Source organism: Acinetobacter guerrae (genome assembly GCF_009372255.1).
Lineage (GTDB): Bacteria > Pseudomonadota > Gammaproteobacteria > Pseudomonadales > Moraxellaceae > Acinetobacter > Acinetobacter guerrae.
In genome coordinates this window covers 49,369-66,208 of record NZ_LXGN01000012.1, presented here as the reverse complement: position 1 = coordinate 66,208, position 16,840 = coordinate 49,369, and the positions used below count along the sequence as shown (strand labels likewise).

Sequence of the window (16,840 nt, the reverse complement as noted above, 5' to 3'; positions counted from 1 at the left end):
CATGCCATTGAGCGCGACATATCGAGTTGAAAATGGGCAGTTGATTGGTGCCAGACAGATTGCGTCTCCAAACTATAATCAGCGTCCTGAATCTGCTGAAATTCAACTGATTGTGGTGCACAACATCAGTTTGCCACCGTCTCAGTTTGGTGGCGGCTATATTGAACAGTTTTTTCAAAATCAATTGGATTGGTCACTTCATCCTTATTTTCAGACCATTGAGGGCATGCAGGTTTCCGCACATTTGTTGATTTTAAGAACAGGTGAGGTGATTCAGTTTGTTAACTTTCATGATCGGGCGTGGCATGCGGGGCGTTCTAGCTATTTGGCACAGGTCGAATGTAATGATTATTCGATAGGAATAGAGCTTGAAGGCAGTGATGACCGAGCTTTTGAAGAGATACAGTATCAAGCATTAGCTAAGATTACCGCCGTTTTGCAGCAAAGCTATCCCAAGATTCAGCAGCATATTGCAGGACATTCAGATATTGCACGTGGTCGTAAGACTGATCCGGGCTCATTTTTTCAGTGGTCTTATTTCCGCCGACTGTTGAATGCAAAAAAAATGTAGGCTAGACATCATTTCACAACGAAATATTTTTTTACTTTCATTACAATATCGGCTTTGTATTTAGCCGTGGGTGGATGCGATGGCATTATGGCGATCAACCTTTATTGTCAGTGCAATGACAATGTTGTCCCGTGTACTGGGGCTGGTTCGGGATATGGTCTTGCTCAATGTATTTGGAGCAGGTAAAGATTTCGATACTTTTGTGGTTGCCTTTCGTATTCCCAACTTTTTTCGGCGATTATTTGCCGAAGGTGCGTTTTCGCAGGCCTTTATTCCTGTCTTGACGGAATATAAGACAGGGCGCGCCCATGCCGAAGTTCAGATTTTAATTAGCCGAGTATTTGGTTGCTTACTTTTGGTCATGAGTTTATTGACTTTGGTGGCGATGATCATCGCACCGGTCATCATCTATGCTTATGCTCCCGGCTTTCATAATGATCCTGAAAAATTTGATCTGGCTGTGGGCATGTTCCGCCTGACCATTCCGTATTTGATGTTTATGTCCTTGACGGCTTTTGCCAGCAGTATTTTAAATAGTTACGGATCTTTTGCTTCCCCTGCATTTTCTCCAGTGCTACTTAATGTCGCAATGATTGCTGGAGCTTGGTGGTTAACCCCGTATATGCAGCAACCGATTATGGCTTTGGGTTGGGCTGTGCTAGGGGCAGGAATTTTACAGCTTGCTATCCAGATTCCTGAACTGTGGCATAAAAAACTGTTGATCCCACCTAAAATCGACTTTAAACATGAAGGGGTGGAACGCATCATGAAATTGATGCTGCCCGCTTTGTTTGGTGTGTCAGTCACCCAAATCAATTTATTACTCAATACCATCTGGGCCTCATTTATGCAGGATGGTTCAGTGTCATGGTTATATAGTGCTGAGCGAATGACGGAACTACCTTTAGGTTTGATTGGTGTTGCGATTGGAACTGTGATTTTACCTTCGCTTTCGACACGACATGCTGAACAGGATCAGACCAAATTTCGCGGCATGCTAGATTGGGCTGCTCGAGTAATCATTTTGGTAGGTCTACCTGCCAGTATTGCGCTATTTATGTTATCAACACCTATTATTCAGGCATTGTTCCAGCGTGGTGAGTTTGATCTGCGTGATACCCAGATGACCGCCTTGGCATTGCAGTGTATGAGCAGCGGTGTGATTGCTTTTATGCTGATTAAAGTCTTTGCTCCTGGTTTTTATGCACAACAAGATACCAAAACTCCAGTACGTGTAGGGCTTATGTCTGTAGCAGCCAATGCGATTATAAACGTAGTGTTGATTGGCTTTTTTAAACTAATCAATTGGCATGCCGAACATATGGCATTGGCATTGGCTTCATCTGGCTCAGCCTTAGTGAATGCAGGTTTGCTCTATTTCTATCTGCATAAACGCAATATTTTTCGATTTGGCGGGCATTGGAAAAAACTGGCGATTCAATATGCCATTGCTAATATTGCCATGATTGCTGCCTTATGGTTTGGTCTGCATTGGTATGATGGTCAATCTTCACAATGGATGCGAATTATAGAAGTGATGGCCTTATGTATATTGGGTGTTGTTGCTTATTGCGTTACATTATTAGCGACTGGTTTTCGACCACGCCATTTACGTCATGATTAAATTTCTAATCAAAAGCAGTGAAGGCTGCGTATAACGTTAGAAGACACAAAGCACAGCATATTCGCTGTGCTTTGTGTTTTAAACTTTATTGAGTTGAATGACGACGCGATTAAGGCAAAATCTGGAGTAATTCAATATCAAAAATTAAAACGCTATTCGGACCAATCGCATCGCCTGAACCGACATCACCATAAGCTAGATTTGCTGGAATAAAGAAGCGAGTTTTACCTCCTTCTTTCATCGTTTGTACGCCTTCTGTCCAACCTTGAATGACTTGGCTGAGCTGAAATTCTACAGGATGGTTACGTGCAATGGAGCTATCAAATACTGTGCCGTCCAATAAACGACCTTCATAATTCACTTTAACTTTTGAATTGGCCTTTGGCGATTTACCTGTACCTGCTTGTAAAACTTGATATTGTAAGCCTGATTTTGTGGTAATTACGCCTGTTTTTTTACCATTTTCAGCTAAAAATATCTGTCCTTTTTGTTGATTTTCTTGTGCTAATTTTTGAAATTCGATCAGTTGCTTGGATTCAACCTGTTTCTTATATTGACTTAGGGCTTTGGCCATATCTTCATCACTTAAAGAAGATGCTTTTCCTGTAGATCCTTCTTTTAAACCCTGAATAAAAGTATCCAGATTTAAATCTTTTAACGTATCAGCATTGGTACGCCCCATAACATAGCCGTAGCTATAGCCCAATTGATCTTTTTGCGGACTTTGAGAGCTGACTGGTGCTGCAAAACTAGTGCCCGTCATGCCAAGTAATATAAGTGTTAAACTGATTTTTTTCATTGTGCTTCCTAAAATAAAAGAGGAGAGTAACAACTCTCCTTCCTCATGAACTATTTAACTTCTAACAGTTCTACATCAAAAATTAAAGTACTATTTGGTGGAATCATACCAGGCACACCTTGTTCACCATATGCCAGTTGTGCAGGAATATAGAATGTTGCCTTGCCACCTTCTTTAAGCAACTGTAAACCTTCTGTCCAGCCAGGAATCACCTTGTTTAATGGAAATTCAACTGGTTCACCCCGATCATAAGAACTGTCAAAGACTTTACCATCGGTCAATTGACCTTTGTAATGTACTTTCACGACAGAGGTCGCAGTCGGTTGCTTACCCGTACCTTCTTTAATAATTTTATATTGTAAACCTGAAGCCGTGGTTTTAACGCCATCTTTGTGAGCATTTTCAGTTAAGAAGTTAGCATTGGAAGATTCAGTTTTTTTCGCATCTTGCAGCTGTTTCTGTTGCATTTGCTGTTGAAACTCTACATATGCAGCTTGAAGTTCCTGTTCGGTATAGGCCGCAGGCTTTTTATCATGACCATCACGGATACCACTTACAAATGCATTAACATCAAGTTCAGGTGGAGTTTGATGGGCAACTTCGTAGCCCAGTGCATAGCTGATTTTTTTAACAGGCGAGGCATTCTTGTCTGCCTTTGAACCAACCTCTGCCACTGGATGTTGAGTTGCATAGTAAACGGGAATAAGTGCAGCACCGCCTAAAATTACAGCGACAGCAATGGGTAAGGCTTTACTCATGAGTGTTCCAAAAATGTTGTTTATTTAACCAAATATCAATCGCATGCAATCTTAGCATGGCTATCTTAAGCATATCCTGTTTAATAAAAAAAATAACAGGATTTTTATCTAATTTCACATCAATCCTTAATTTGCGCATAAAAAATCGAACCCTAAGGTTCGACTTGTTAAAAATGAAAACTTTAAAATTAATTAATCATCTTTTGCAGCTTTGTATGCATAAGCATAGTTGTAACCATAGCTACCACTGGCAGAACGCTGAATATCATTAAGAATAAAGCCATTCACTTTGGCGCCAGCCTGCTCGAAACGATTGAGCGTTAATTCAAGCTCTTTCATTTGAGTCTTGGCATGACGCGCGACAATCAGATTTACGCCAGTATATTGTGAAATAATAATACCATCGGTGACCGCAAGCACTGGTGGTGTATCCAGAATAATATGATCGTATTGCTGAGAAAGTTCTTCCAATAAGCTTTGGAACTTCTGAGAACTGAGTAGCTCAGAAGGGTTAGATGGACTCTTACCGCGACTAATAAAGCTTAAATTAGCGACTTCAGTTGAATGCGTCACTTGTGTCAAAGAGGCTTGATCAGTTAATAACTCTGTAAGGCCCGGTTGGGTTTCCAAATTAAAATACTTATGCAAATACCCGCGACGTAAATCGGCATCGATGAGTAATACACGTTTATCGCCTTGAGCAAAAATCGTAGCCAAGTTGGTTGAGATAAATGATTTACCGACTTCTGGCGCAGGACCACTAATCATAATGATATTGTTTTTTGCCCCTGAAAGTGCAAAATGAATTGCAGTACGAATACTGCGGAGGCTTTCAATGGCAACATCATCACTATGTTTGACTGCAAGAATAGGAATATTCTTTTTCTTCTTCAAGATCGCCATGCGGTTCTCTTGAACAGGAGAGCGAGGTACTGTGGCGTAAACAGGAAGTTCCAGTTCATTTTCAATTTGAGAAGAATCTTTAATGCCTGTACGTAACATATTACGGGTTAAGGCAATCAGTACCCCAATAAAACCACCAACAAAAATTGAAAGAACTAGGACAATCAGTTTTTTCGGTTTAATTGGTTTAATGGGTTCAACCGCATTATCAATAATACGCACATTACCAATTTCACCCGCCTCAGACACCTTTAATTGCTGATAGCTGTTAAGTAAGTTGGTATAAAGTTCCGTATTTACTTTTACATCGCGATAAATTTGCAAATATAAACGTTGTAATTCTGGTAAACGCTTCAATGTACCATTGAGTTCAGCTAGTTTTTTGTTGACCGTAGCGACTTGTGCATTAATTTCTGCCATTAACGGATGGTCTGGCGTATATTTTGCAGCAAGTTCAGCTTGCTTTTGTTGCAACTCAATGCGCATGGTTTCAAGTTGAATATTCTGTTTAAGTAACAGCTCAGATTCTTGTGTTACATCAACAGTGTTATGCTGTTCACGGAACTGGTTGAACTTACGCTCTGAATCCTCAAGTTGTTTGCGCAACTCAGGTAATTGCTTGTCTAAAAAGCTTAAAGTTTGTCTGGATTCTAACGATTTACGTTCAATATTCTGTGCATGATAAACTGTTAAAATATTATTGAGAACCTGAGTGATGTGTTCTTGATCTTGCCCTTGATAGGTGAGACCGAGTACCCCAGTCATTTTGCCTTTTTCAGCAACACTATAGTCCGCAGTTAGATTTTTAACAGCAGTGGGTAAAGCAAATTTAGTCACTTTAAATTCATGTTGAAAAGGGCTAGCACTGTTAATACGTAGTTGCCATTTTCCTTTATTTGTCGTTAAAACATTATTTTGATTTAAGCGACCTTCTGCAACTACACTGTCTTTGTAGCTTAAACTAAATTGGTTTTGTTTGAATTGCAGCGTGAGGGGCTTGTCTAGGAAATAATAAGGGACATCAAATTTTTCAATAAAAAAAGACTGTCCATTTTCCTTAAATAAAACGCCTGATTTTGAATATTCTAATTTTCGTTTTGATTCTGAAATCAGACGATTAAATACAGTATCCCGAGTATCCTTAATTTGGATATCCAGATTTAAATTTTGAATCACCTGACCAAGAACGAGCCGCGAATTCAAAATTTCCTTTTCAGCATCGGCGGGTGACTTTTGGCCTCCTGCACCTGCTAAACTCCCAAGTTGGCCTAGTAAAGCAGCTGAGGCAGCACTTTTACTGTCTTCGACTTGTACCATAGCATCGACTGAATATACTTCAGGCGCTACGCGTAAATAAAGCAAAGCACAGATTAAACTTAAAATAATGCAAAGCGCGATAATTTTCCATTGCGCAATTAAAGAGAAAAATAGCTCTTTTAAATCAATGGTATCTTCAGTTGTTGTTGAATTTTGACTCATGGGTATGCAACTACTTAAAAATTAGATATGTGATTTCCAGTCAGACACGTAAGCCTGAATATTACGGCAGGTTTCGTCAAAGAAAGCCTGATCATGTTGATAGGGATCAGGCACATTTTTATGTTGCCAATGTCCGAGTCGAAACACTTTTCCCTTGGCAAAGGGCCAAGTCTGTTCTAAATGTTTTTGTTGATTTAGGCTCATGACTAAAATTAAATCTGCCTTTTTGATTAAATCACTATTGAGTTTACGCGCCACATGCGGGCGCATATCAATATTGAGTGTATCCATACATCGAACGGCTTTTTCATCCGCACCCTCACCAGTCAAACCTGAAATTCCTGCTGATTCAATATTCAGATCTGGATGGTCGTGCTTAAAAAAATACTCTGCCATCGGGCTACGGCAAATATTTCCAACACAAACCACTAAAATATTCTGTATTTGCATTCGTTAATTCGCCTAGTTTTTGCCCAACTGATCAAAGGTATAAAGCGCACTAGAGAATGGTACGATCTGGTTCATAATACGTTGCCAGCGAGTCAATCCAGTCGCATCGATATAGACAATATCATTTTTTTGCATTTGAAATTGATTAGCCAGTGCGAGATTCCCTAAACTGCTCAGGTTTAAATGGTAAATGGTCGAGGTACGATCCTGTAGGTTGGTACGCATCACATAAATTCGTGCCGCACTGGCTGAATAAGGATTGATCCCTTCACTTTCACCCAAAACGTCACTTAAAGTCATGCCTTGATCACGTAAAGGTAATGCCTGACTTTTACTAGATTCACCCATTACATACAGTTTTTGATTCTGCTTAGTGTTGACATAAATCGTGTCATTCGGTTGGATCAAAAGATTATGTAGAGAGTAACCTTGTTTTTCCAGATTTAATGTATTTAAGTCAAAGGTTTTGCCATTTCGAATGAGCTGAATAGAGGTATTATCACCTGTTTCAGTATTTACCCCACCCGCCATGCCTAAGGCAGTATAAATACTAATGGGTTGGTCATTTAAAGTGTATTGACCACTTTTCATCACTTGACCGTTAACAAAATAACGTTTGCCTTCATAAGACAGCACACGAACCACGACATCGGGTGTTTTTAGATAATGTGCAAATTGAGACCGAAGATTCCGATTCAATTCAGATACGGTCTGACCAGCAGCATGGATTTTTCCAACTAAAGGGAGGTAAATATTACCATCACTATCAATAGGATAACCTACAGCTTTTATATTCGTTGCATCTTGTACTGGAGGGGTAATTTCAGGGTAAGCCCAAAGTTGAATTGAAAGCACATCACCAGCACTAAGACGATATAAAGTATGCTGAGGTTTAAATAATGAAGCGACATTCGAGCTATTTATCGTTCCTGCTGGCTCTAATCCAGGAATATTTGCCTGAGTCAACTGAACAACAGAAACATCTGCTCCTTGATCAGTTCGATAATGGCCCTGCTCTGGTAAGTCATAGGTTTGTAGTCCAGAAGTAACAGCACATCCTGAAAGGCTTAAAATACAGATAGATAATAAAAATGAGGTGCTTTTCAACTTCACAGCAAAACCCTTTGTTTGTAATTCATTGTAACTTTGAATCAAAATTCTGTCAGAATTGTAGACCATAATTAAAATAAGATGTAGGTTTTTAAATGTTAAATTGTATAATTCAAACATTCTTCAAGTAAGATCTGCTATATTTTGTATAATGTAAAGGCATACTTTCGTAAAATACGCTTTACACACCAACTTCGTCACTAATCAGGTTTCTTATGTTTCAGCTTGAACAACTCAGCATCGCAATTGTTGGACTAGGTTATGTTGGGTTGCCGCTTGCTGTGGAATTTGGAAAACAAAAAAATACGATTGGTTTTGATATTAATTTACAACGTATTCAGCAATTGATAGACGGTCATGATCATACCCTTGAAACGTCATCAGATGAATTAAGGCACGCCAAGCTGCTAAGTTATAGTAGCGACTTAAACGATTTAAAATCGGCTAATTTTTTTATTGTCACTGTACCCACGCCAATTGATGACTTTAAACAGCCCGATTTAACGCCTTTAATTAAATCCTCTGAAACCATTGCTAAAGTCCTGAAAAAAGGCGACATCGTAGTCTATGAATCTACAGTCTATCCAGGAGCAACCGAAGAAGTCTGTATCCCAGTTTTAGAAAAAATTTCAGGCTTAAAGTTTAATCAGGATTTTTTTGTGGGTTATAGCCCAGAACGGATTAACCCTGGCGATAAACAGCGTCGAGTCACTAATATTTTAAAAATAACATCGGGTTCTACTGCTGAAGTCGCGGACTATATCGATCAGGTCTATAAGCTCATTATAGAAGCAGGAACCTATAAAGCACCCAGTATTAAAGTCGCTGAAGCAGCAAAAGTGATTGAAAATACTCAGCGTGATGTCAATATTGCACTGATCAATGAATTGGCTTTAATTTTTAATAAATTAGACATAGATACCGAAGAAGTACTGAAAGCAGCGGGTACCAAGTGGAACTTTTTACCGTTCCGTCCGGGTTTAGTCGGTGGGCATTGTATTGGCGTGGATCCTTACTATTTAACCCATAAAGCCCAGTCTATAGGGCTTCATCCTGAAATTATCCTTGCGGCTCGTCGTTTAAATGATCGTATGGGCGAATATGTCGCTACTCAGCTTATTAAAGAGATGGTCAAGCAGCGTATACAGGTGGTTGGGTCAAAAATCTTAATTATGGGTTTAAGCTTTAAAGAAAACTGTCCTGATATTCGCAATACCAAAATTGTAGATATGGTGAAAGCACTCAAAGAATACGATCTGGATCTGGATATTTATGATCCGTGGGTGGATCCGCAAGAGGTTGAACATGAATATGGCTTGGCACCAGTAGCGGATCTGAAATCGGATAATTATGATGCAATTGTAATTGCAGTGGCACATGATCAGTTTAAAAGTATGACGATTGATCAATTTAAACAATTAGGCAAAGAAAAACATGTTTTATATGATTTAAAATATGTGCTTGATAAAGAGCACAGTAATATTCGATTGTGATTTTAAAGTTAAAAGATAGAACAATAGGTTAGTTATATATGAAGATATTAATCACAGGAGGAGCGGGTTTCATTGGCTCTGCGGTTATTCGGCACATTATAAAAAATACGAATAATGAAGTCCTGAATGTTGATAAATTGACTTATGCAGGTAATCTAGAATCTTTGCAAGAAATTGAAAGTAATCACAATTATCAATTTAAACAGATTGATATTTGCGATGTAGATAGAATTACTCAGGCATTTAATGATTTTCAGCCTGATCTTGTAATGCATTTGGCAGCAGAATCGCATGTTGATCGTTCAATTGATGGGCCAAATGCATTTATACAAACAAATATTGTGGGAACCTATACTTTACTAGACGTTGCTAGAAAGTATTGGTTATCGCTAGAAAATGGTAGGAAAGAAAAATTTAGATTTCACCATATTTCGACAGATGAAGTATACGGTGATTTGCACGGTACAGAAGATCTATTTACTGAAACGACTTCGTATGCTCCAAGCTCTCCATATTCAGCGAGTAAAGCAAGTTCAGATCATTTAGTTCGTGCATGGCAAAGAACCTATGGCTTGCCGACTATTGTAACAAATTGCTCTAATAACTATGGTCCATACCATTTTCCAGAAAAATTGATTCCTTTGGTGATTTTAAATGCTTTAGATGGTAAACCGCTACCAATCTATGGTAAGGGTGATCAAATTCGTGATTGGTTGTATGTGGAAGATCACGCTCGTGCGCTTTTTAAAGTCGTTACAGAAGGTGAGATTGGTGAAACCTATAATATTGGTGGTCATAACGAAAAACAAAATATTGAAGTCGTCAGAACCATTTGTAAAATTTTGGATGAATTAAAACCTCAAGCAAATAGTCAACCGTATGAAACACTTATTACTTTTGTGAAAGATCGCCCTGGGCATGATTTGCGTTATGCGATTGATGCATCGAAAATAGCAAAAGAATTAGGTTGGAAACCAGCAGAAACCTTTGAAACAGGTATCCGTAAAACGGTTGAATGGTATTTGAATAATATAGAGTGGTGCCATCGTGTACAAGATGGTAGCTACAAACGTGAAAGATTAGGTGTAACTGTATAATGACAACGAAAGGCATTATTTTAGCGGGTGGTTCAGGAACTCGTTTGTATCCAATTACCAAGGGTGTGTCGAAGCAGTTATTGCCAATTTATGACAAGCCGATGGTGTATTATCCGTTGTCTGTACTTATGTTGGCGGGTATTCGTGAAGTATTAATTATAAGTACACCTGACGATATTGATGGTTTTAAGCGCCTGCTTGGTGATGGTTCACAGTTTGGTATAGAACTTAGTTATACAGTACAACCAAGCCCAGATGGTTTGGCGCAAGCTTTTATTCTTGGTGAAGATTTTATTGGCGATAGTAATGTTTGCTTAGTGCTTGGTGATAATATTTTTTATGGCCAAGGCTTTACACCAATGCTTCGGCAAGCTGTCGCACGCCAAAAAGGCGCAACAGTATTTGGATATCAAGTCAAAGATCCTGAACGTTTTGGTGTGGTTGAATTTGACGAACAAAAACGTGCTATTTCGCTTGAAGAAAAACCCGAACATCCAAAATCACATTTTGCCGTAACAGGTCTTTATTTTTATGATAATGATGTTGTTGAAATTGCGAAACAGGTTAAACCTTCTGATCGTGGTGAATTAGAGATTACGACAGTAAACCAGATGTATCTTGAGCGTGGTGATTTGAATGTTGAACTGCTTGGACGTGGTTTTGCATGGTTAGATACGGGAACGCATGCGAGTTTACTTGAGGCAGCTCAATTTGTAGAAACCATCGAAAAACGCCAAGGTTATAAAGTTGCCTGTCTAGAAGAAATTGCCCTTCATAATAGTTGGTTAAGTAAACAGCAAGTTTTAGATATTGGTCAAAGTATGAAGAAAAATGATTATGGGCAGTATTTGATTTCATTGGTGAATGATCTATGAAGCTAATTGATTGGATTGACTTACCAAATTTGGGTGATGAACGTGGCGGTTTAGTTGTTGCTGAGGCCAGTAAAAATATTCCTTTTGATATTAAGCGTCTTTATTATATTTTTGATGCAAAACCAGATATTCCACGTGGTTTTCATGCACATAAAGAACTGCATCAAGTTGCATTTTGCATAAAAGGTAAATGTAGAATGCTCATGGATAATGGGCTTGAAAAACAAGAAGTATGGATGGATGAAGCTAATAAAGGTTTGATGATTCCACCTATGGTATGGCATGAAATGCATGATTTTTCGGAAGATTGTGTATTGTTAGTGTTGGCGAGTGATTACTATGATGAAAGTGATTATATTCGAGATTATCAGGCATTTTTGGTGGAGTTGAAAAATGAAAGAGTTTAATTTAAAGGCAAGTACAATATATTTAAGATTAGTTACTGAGAGTGATGCGGAATTTATTTGTGGTTTAAGAAATGATGAAACTTTAAATACCTATATTTCGCAATCTACCGCAGATGTTGAAGCACAAAAAAAGTGGATAATAAATTATAAGAATAAAGAAAAAAATAATGAAGAGTATTATTTTATGATTTGTAGAAATGATACAGATGAGGTGATAGGAACAGTTCGACTTTATGATTTTAAGGAAAATCCTAAGTCTTTTTGTTGGGGAAGTTGGATTTTGAATGAAAATAAAACGAAATATGCGGCTGTTGAAAGTGCTTTATTAGTTTATGAGGCGGGTTTTTCAATTTTAGAGTTTGAGCAAAGTCACTTTGAAGTCATGAAAGGTAATGATAAAGTCCATTCTTTTCATCTGAAAATGGGTGCAAACAAAATTTCAGAAGATGAAATAAATGATTATTATATTTTTCCAAAATTAAAATATGAAGAAAATAAAATCCAATATTCAAGATTTTTAGGGAGTTAAAATGCTAAACATTCATGAATATAAGGTGGGTATGTTTGCTGAGCTATCGCGGGCTTTTTCCGCTGAAGAAGTTAATGCTTTCTCTAAATTATCAGGTGATACTAATCCTATTCATTTAGATGAAAATTATGCAAAAAAAACAATATTTGGTGAAAGAATAGTACATGGTGCTTTGGCTTCCAGTATTTTTTCTACTATTTTTGCAAATCAATTACCTGGTGTTGGTTGTATTTATCTTAAATCTGAAAATAAATTTCTTAAGCCTATTTATTTAAATAAAGTTGTTGTTTTTTCTGTTCAGGTGGTTGATGTTTTGATTGAAAAAAGACGAGTTGTATTTAAAACTACGGCATTCTGTGATGATAGGGAATGTATTGTAGGCTTGGCTGAGTTATATATACCTGAATAAAATATTGAAGAAATATCATGATTCCTTTTTTAGACTTAAAAAATATTAATCAACAATATCGTGAACAACTGATAGAGGTTTGCACGCGTGTTATTGATTCAGGTTGGTATATTGGTGGAAGAGAATTAGAGAAGTTTGAACAAAACTTTGCAACTTTTTGCGGAACACAATATGCAATTGGCGTTGCCAATGGTTTAGATGCTTTGATATTGACACTAAGGGCTTGGAAAGAGCTTGGAAAATTACAAGATGGTGATGAAGTCATCGTTCCTTCAAATACCTATATCGCAAGTATTTTAGCGATTAGTGCTAACCAGTTGAAACCTGTGCTTGTTGAGCCAGATTCAAATACTTTTAATCTTGATCCAAAAAAAATTGAAGCTGCGATAACAGATAAAACAAAAGTGATTTTGCCTGTCCATTTATATGGTCAGCTTGCAGCAATGCCTGAGATTATGGATATTGCAAAGAAGTATGACTTGTTAGTTTTAGAAGACTCTGCCCAAAGCCACGCCGCAGAAATTCAGGGTAAAAAAGCAGGCAACTGGGGGGATGCCTCTGGATTTAGTTTCTACCCTGGTAAAAACTTAGGTGCTTTAGGGGATGCTGGAGCGATAACGACGAATGATACAGAGCTTGCAAATATGCTTAAAGCTTTACGCAATTATGGTTCACATGAAAAGTATAAAAATCTAGTACAAGGGGTAAATAGCCGTCTTGATGAGATGCAAGCAGCTATGCTTGATATTAAACTTAAATTTTTAGATGCCGAGACACAGCATCGACGTAAGATTGCAAATTTATATTTAACAGGAATTAATAATCCGTTCATCGCACTTCCGCTAAATAATATTAAGGCTGAAGAGTACAAACAACACGTTTGGCATTTATTTGTGATTCGGACAGAACACCGCGGAGCCTTACAAGCCTATTTGCTTGAAAATGGCATTCAAACTTTAATTCATTATCCTATTCCTCCTCACAAACAACAGGCATATAAAGAATGGAATGATTTGAGTTATCCAATTTCTGAGCAAATTCATACAGAAGTAATGAGTTTACCTATAGGACCGACACTGAGTTTGCAAGATGCAGAGCACGTGATACGACTATGTAATAACTTTAAAGTCTAAAATGAATTTACTCAAAACTAGTGTACTCAACGGTGTTGCTGTTTTAATTAAAACAGCAACACTGTTTGTATTAAATAAAATCTTGGCTTTATATGTAGGCCCAGCGGGTTATGCTGCTATCGGCCAATTCCAAAATTTTGTACAAATGGTTACAACTTTTGCTGGTAGTGCAATTAATACAGCAGTGATTAAATATACAGCAGAGTATTATGAAGATGAAAATAAACAAAGAGACATATGGAGAACAGCTGGAAGTATTGTTCTAATTTTTAGTCTGATTTCTTCATTATTTATTTATATTTTTCAGAAAAAACTTTCTTTTTATATTTTTCATACGGATACTTATCAATCCGTTTTTGTATGGTTTGCTGTTTTCTTAACTTTTTTTACATTTAATGCACTTTTTTTGGCAATACTGAATGGTAAAAAGGAAGTTCTGAGACTGGTTGTCGCAAATATTGTCGGCAGTATTTTTTCTTTGATTGTAACAAGTATTTTAGCAATAAAATATAGTTTATATGGGGCTTTGGTTGCGCTTTCGATTTATCAATCATTAGCCTTTTTAGTCACACTTTTTCTATGTTATAAGTCGGATTGGTTTAAACTGGCTTATTTATTTGGAGAGATAGATAAGACGATTGCAAAGAAATTTGCTGGATTTGCTTTAATGGCTTTGGTAAGCGCAATTTGTGTTCCACTTTCGCAAATGGTTATTCGTGGTTATTTAACTCATGAATATGGTCTTACGTATGCAGGCTACTGGGAGGCTATGATTCGTTTGAGTGCCGCGTATTTAATGCTAGTAACAACAACATTAGGTGTGTACTATCTACCGCGGTTGTCTGAGTTATCATTTATCCATGATATAAAAAAAGAAGTCTATTTGGGTTATAAGTTTATTTTTCCTTTAGCTGTTTTGGGTAGTGTATTCGTTTATTTCCTCAGAGATTGGATTATTACTCTACTCTTTACTCCATCATTTTTACCAATGCGTAACTTGTTTTTATGGCAAATGATAGGGGATGCACTTAAAATTGGAAGCTGGATATTGGCTTACTTAATGTTAAGTAAAGCTATGACTAAGCTTTTCATCACAACGGAAATTATTTTTGCAATAACATCTATCTTTCTCACTTTTATCTGTACAAAAGCTTTCGGGTTTGAAGGGGTTTCAATTGCATATTTACTTAATTATGGAATGTATTGGGCTGTCATGAGTTTTTTTGTTTTTAGACTATTGCCAGAGTAGGTATAAAATATGAATAAAGAAAATCAACCTTTAGTCTCAGTTGTTATACCTTGTTATAATCATGAAAACTATGTTCAAGACTGCATTAGAAGTGTAATTGAACAGACTTATCAAAATATTGAACTTATTATTATTGATGATGGTTCAAGAGATAATTCTGTACACAAAATTCAAGAAATGGTAGAGAAGTGTCAAAAAAGATTTAAGAGATTTGAATTTAGAGATAGACCGAATAAAGGTTTAAGTGAAACCTTGAATGAAGCATTGGAATGGTGTAAGGGTGAGTATTTCTCTGCAATTGCATCAGATGATCTAATGAAAGAAAGAAAGACAGAAAAGCAAGTAGATTTTTTACAAAAAAATACGAAAGTTGCGGCAGTTTTTGGTGGCATCGAATTAATAAATGATAAAGATCAAATCATAGATAAAAGGGTGACCCCTAATAAAACTTATAATTTTAAAGATATAATTTTAAATAAACATGATCTTCCAGCTTCTACTCAAATGGCTCGCTTAAAAGTGGTTAAAGATATCGGGGGGTATAATGCAGATTATAAAATTGAAGATTGGTATATGTTGTTAAAAATGGCTGAGAAAAATTTTAGTATAGTCTATTTAGAAGGGATTTTTTGTTCTTATCGTTTTCATGATCATAATTTTTCAAAAAATATGGAAGTTATGGGGAAGGAAATGAAAAAAATTATTTTAAGATATAGAGATAATGTTTTTTATAAAAATGCTTTGAAAATTATATATAAGCAGGAGTTTAATTATTTTAAAAACAGGAGAGAATATCTTAAAGCAATTAATGTTCTATTTAAATTTTTTGTTGCTTCTATAAAATAGGTCGATAATGAAAATTTTAGTAATAGTACCCGATTTAGCGGTTGGTGGTGTAACTAGTGTTGTAGTAAATCTAGTAAAAAAATTAAAAAAAGAATTTAATGCAAGAGTTTTTATTGTGACATTATTTTCTAAAAATGATGTTCAAGTAAATGATATCGAAGTTTTTAGTTTAAACATTTCTTCTATTAGTGGTGTTTTTAAAGGTTTTTTTCTACTTAAAGATATTATAGAAAAAAGTAATCCTGATGTTATACATAGCCACACATTATATCCGCATTTGTTAATTAATCTTTTAAGTTTGCTTTATAAAAAAAAATATAAGCTAATTAATAGTGAACATGGTACATATAGCTCAAAATTAAAATTCTATAAAAGAATGAATTTTTTTAGGATTCTTAATCCTCAGGCTGAATTAGTTACTAATGTGAGTGTTGCTAGTTGTGAAAGTTATATTAATGCAAATATTGTAAAAAGAGAGAAGATAAAACTCATTTACAATGGTATCGACACTAAAAAATATTATTTTTCTCAAAATGTGAGAGATAAAATTAGAAAAACTCTCAATATTGATGAGAAAATTAAAGTCATTGGATATGTTGGTCGGCTATCTACAGAAAAGAATGTCACTAATTTGATAGAGGCAATTTTACGAATTCATTCAATTAATTTAAAATTAATTATTATTGGAGATGGGCCGGAACGTGAGAATTTAGAAAGATTGGTATCTGAAAAGCAATTAAATGATAGGGTATTTTTTCTTGGTGCTTTAACAAATGTAAATGAATATTATTCAGCTTTTGATTTGCTAGTTCTTTCAAGTAATACAGAAGGTTTACCTACTGTATTACTTGAAGCTATTTCATCAAACTGCCTTGTAGCTTCAACAGATTGTGGCGGTGTGAAAGAAATACTACCAGATAATTATGAATTTTTAGCCAAGCCTAATTCTCCAGAAGAGCTTTCTTTAATTATTAATAAATTATTAAATTTGGATTCTCTAATAGTAAGTGAAATTAAAGAAAGTTGTTTCAAAAAAGTGGAAATGTACTTCTCAAATGAAGCCATGTGCCAGAGCTGGTGGAGAGTTTACAATGAACTGTAATATTTT

General features: G+C 36.3%; 17 protein-coding genes. 12 read left to right on the top strand and 5 right to left on the bottom strand.

The window, feature by feature from the left end:
- The first annotated feature begins 1 nt into the window (after nt 1).
- Nucleotides 2–571 (top strand): 1,6-anhydro-N-acetylmuramyl-L-alanine amidase AmpD, encoded by a 570-nt coding sequence (ampD, locus tag A7A69_RS08275; RefSeq protein ID WP_152876936.1) that lies wholly within the window; start codon nt 2–4, stop codon nt 569–571.
- A gap of 70 nt (nt 572–641) precedes the next feature.
- Nucleotides 642–2,195 (top strand): murein biosynthesis integral membrane protein MurJ, encoded by a 1,554-nt coding sequence (gene murJ, locus A7A69_RS08270; RefSeq protein WP_187349201.1) that lies wholly within the window; start codon nt 642–644, stop codon nt 2,193–2,195.
- Between the two features lie 109 nt (nt 2,196–2,304).
- On the opposite strand, the gene A7A69_RS08265 is transcribed toward murJ, so the two are convergent.
- From A7A69_RS08265 to A7A69_RS08245, 5 genes are all read right to left on the bottom strand, one after another.
- Nucleotides 2,305–2,994: a BamJ family beta-barrel-assembly machinery protein gene (locus A7A69_RS08265; RefSeq protein ID WP_152876932.1), complete on the bottom strand. Its 690-nt coding sequence runs from the start codon at nt 2,992–2,994 to the stop codon at nt 2,305–2,307.
- A gap of 50 nt (nt 2,995–3,044) precedes the next feature.
- Nucleotides 3,045–3,752 carry a BamJ family beta-barrel-assembly machinery protein gene (locus A7A69_RS08260; RefSeq protein ID WP_120370368.1) on the bottom strand — a complete coding sequence of 236 codons (708 nt, stop codon included), beginning with the start codon at nt 3,750–3,752 and terminating at the stop codon, nt 3,045–3,047.
- Nucleotides 3,753–3,944: 192 nt separating this feature from the next.
- Nucleotides 3,945–6,134 carry a polysaccharide biosynthesis tyrosine autokinase gene (locus A7A69_RS08255; protein ID WP_152876930.1) on the bottom strand — a complete coding sequence of 730 codons (2,190 nt, stop codon included), beginning with the start codon at nt 6,132–6,134 and terminating at the stop codon, nt 3,945–3,947.
- 21 nt (nt 6,135–6,155) lie between these two features.
- On the bottom strand, nt 6,156–6,584 hold the full coding sequence (locus A7A69_RS08250) for a low molecular weight protein-tyrosine-phosphatase (RefSeq protein ID WP_152876928.1): 429 nt from the start codon (nt 6,582–6,584) through the stop codon (nt 6,156–6,158).
- A 12-nt stretch (nt 6,585–6,596) separates the two neighbouring features.
- A complete protein-coding gene (locus A7A69_RS08245) occupies nt 6,597–7,697 on the bottom strand; it encodes a polysaccharide biosynthesis/export family protein (RefSeq protein ID WP_187349200.1) in 1,101 nt (366 codons plus the stop codon).
- 212 nt (nt 7,698–7,909) lie between these two features.
- Here A7A69_RS08245 and tviB point away from each other — a divergent pair, with 212 nt between their 5' ends.
- Genes tviB through A7A69_RS08195 form a run of 10 tightly spaced genes read left to right on the top strand, consistent with a single transcriptional unit; the run spans nt 7,910 to nt 16,834 of the window.
- Nucleotides 7,910–9,187 (top strand): Vi polysaccharide biosynthesis UDP-N-acetylglucosamine C-6 dehydrogenase TviB, encoded by a 1,278-nt coding sequence (gene tviB, locus A7A69_RS08240; protein ID WP_120370372.1) that lies wholly within the window; start codon nt 7,910–7,912, stop codon nt 9,185–9,187.
- A 38-nt stretch (nt 9,188–9,225) separates the two neighbouring features.
- Nucleotides 9,226–10,284: a dTDP-glucose 4,6-dehydratase gene (gene rfbB, locus A7A69_RS08235; RefSeq protein ID WP_152876924.1), complete on the top strand. Its 1,059-nt coding sequence runs from the start codon at nt 9,226–9,228 to the stop codon at nt 10,282–10,284.
- Entirely contained in the window at nt 10,284–11,159 is an 876-nt protein-coding gene (rfbA, locus tag A7A69_RS08230) for a glucose-1-phosphate thymidylyltransferase RfbA (RefSeq protein ID WP_152876922.1), read from the top strand. Before rfbB ends, rfbA begins: the two co-directional genes overlap by 1 nt.
- Complete coding sequence (locus A7A69_RS08225) at nt 11,156–11,566, top strand: sugar 3,4-ketoisomerase (RefSeq protein ID WP_152876920.1); 411 nt, start codon at nt 11,156–11,158, stop codon at nt 11,564–11,566. The genes rfbA and A7A69_RS08225 overlap by 4 nt, the downstream gene beginning before the upstream one ends.
- Nucleotides 11,553–12,095, top strand: a complete 543-nt coding sequence (locus tag A7A69_RS08220; RefSeq protein ID WP_152876918.1) for a GNAT family N-acetyltransferase — start codon at nt 11,553–11,555, stop codon at nt 12,093–12,095. Before A7A69_RS08225 ends, A7A69_RS08220 begins: the two co-directional genes overlap by 14 nt.
- A 1-nt stretch (nt 12,096) precedes the next feature.
- Complete coding sequence (locus A7A69_RS08215) at nt 12,097–12,504, top strand: MaoC family dehydratase (protein WP_152876916.1); 408 nt, start codon at nt 12,097–12,099, stop codon at nt 12,502–12,504.
- A 17-nt stretch (nt 12,505–12,521) separates the two neighbouring features.
- Entirely contained in the window at nt 12,522–13,637 is a 1,116-nt protein-coding gene (locus A7A69_RS08210) for a DegT/DnrJ/EryC1/StrS family aminotransferase (protein ID WP_152876914.1), read from the top strand.
- Nucleotide 13,638: 1 nt separating this feature from the next.
- Nucleotides 13,639–14,886, top strand: coding sequence for an O-antigen translocase (locus A7A69_RS08205; protein WP_152876912.1), 1,248 nt, complete (start codon nt 13,639–13,641; stop codon nt 14,884–14,886).
- Between the two features lie 9 nt (nt 14,887–14,895).
- Nucleotides 14,896–15,732 carry a glycosyltransferase family 2 protein gene (locus A7A69_RS08200; RefSeq protein ID WP_152876910.1) on the top strand — a complete coding sequence of 279 codons (837 nt, stop codon included), beginning with the start codon at nt 14,896–14,898 and terminating at the stop codon, nt 15,730–15,732.
- A 7-nt stretch (nt 15,733–15,739) separates the two neighbouring features.
- Complete coding sequence (locus A7A69_RS08195; protein ID WP_152876908.1) at nt 15,740–16,834, top strand: glycosyltransferase; 1,095 nt, start codon at nt 15,740–15,742, stop codon at nt 16,832–16,834.
- The last annotated feature ends 6 nt before the right edge of the window (nt 16,835–16,840 follow it).